Origin of the sequence: Bradyrhizobium semiaridum, assembly GCF_020329505.1 — a bacterium.
Taxonomy (GTDB): domain Bacteria; phylum Pseudomonadota; class Alphaproteobacteria; order Rhizobiales; family Xanthobacteraceae; genus Bradyrhizobium; species Bradyrhizobium semiaridum.
Map to the genome: position 1 here is coordinate 1 of NZ_JAGKJJ010000115.1, position 607 is coordinate 607.

General features: G+C 68.9%; 1 protein-coding gene. It reads right to left on the reverse strand.

The features are described from left to right. The coding region (locus tag J6500_RS31755) for an AMP-binding protein (protein ID WP_225716614.1) at window positions 1-607 on the reverse strand (607 nt) is incomplete at both ends.

Below are 607 nucleotides of genomic sequence, written 5' to 3' on the forward strand. Positions count from 1 at the left end.
TCTCCGGCGTGCGCTCGACGCCGGCGACCAGCAGCACATAGGCCTTCGGGATCGCGAGCCGGATCGGGTCCGGGCTCGGCACGACCGCGGCCTCGGCAACGGCGCCGTGCTCGAGCAGCACGCTCTCCAGCTCGAACGGCGAGATCCGGTAGTCGGAGGATTTGAACACGTCATCGGTGCGGCCGACGAAGGTGAGATAGCCCTCCTCGTCGGTGAACACGACGTCGCCGCTGCGATAGATCTCGCCATCGGCGCCGACAGGCCGGCTGGCCTGATGCAGGGCTATCAGAGCGACGACGGCAAGCTCGGCGGCGCCGAGCAGCAGCGTCACCTCGCCTTCGCGCGCGGCATAGCCGTCATTGTCGGTCACCTGCACGCGATAGCCCGGCAGCGGCCGGCCCATCGAGCCGACCTTGACCTTCTGCCCCGGCGAATTGCCGGCGAGCGCCGTGGTCTCGGTCTGGCCGTAGCCATCGCGGATGGTCAGGCCCCAGGCCGCCTGCACCTGGTCGATCACTTCAGGATTGAGCGGCTCGCCGGCGCCGCAGACCTCACGCAGGCTCACCTTGAAGCTCGCGAGCTGCTCCTGGATGAACAGCCGCCACAC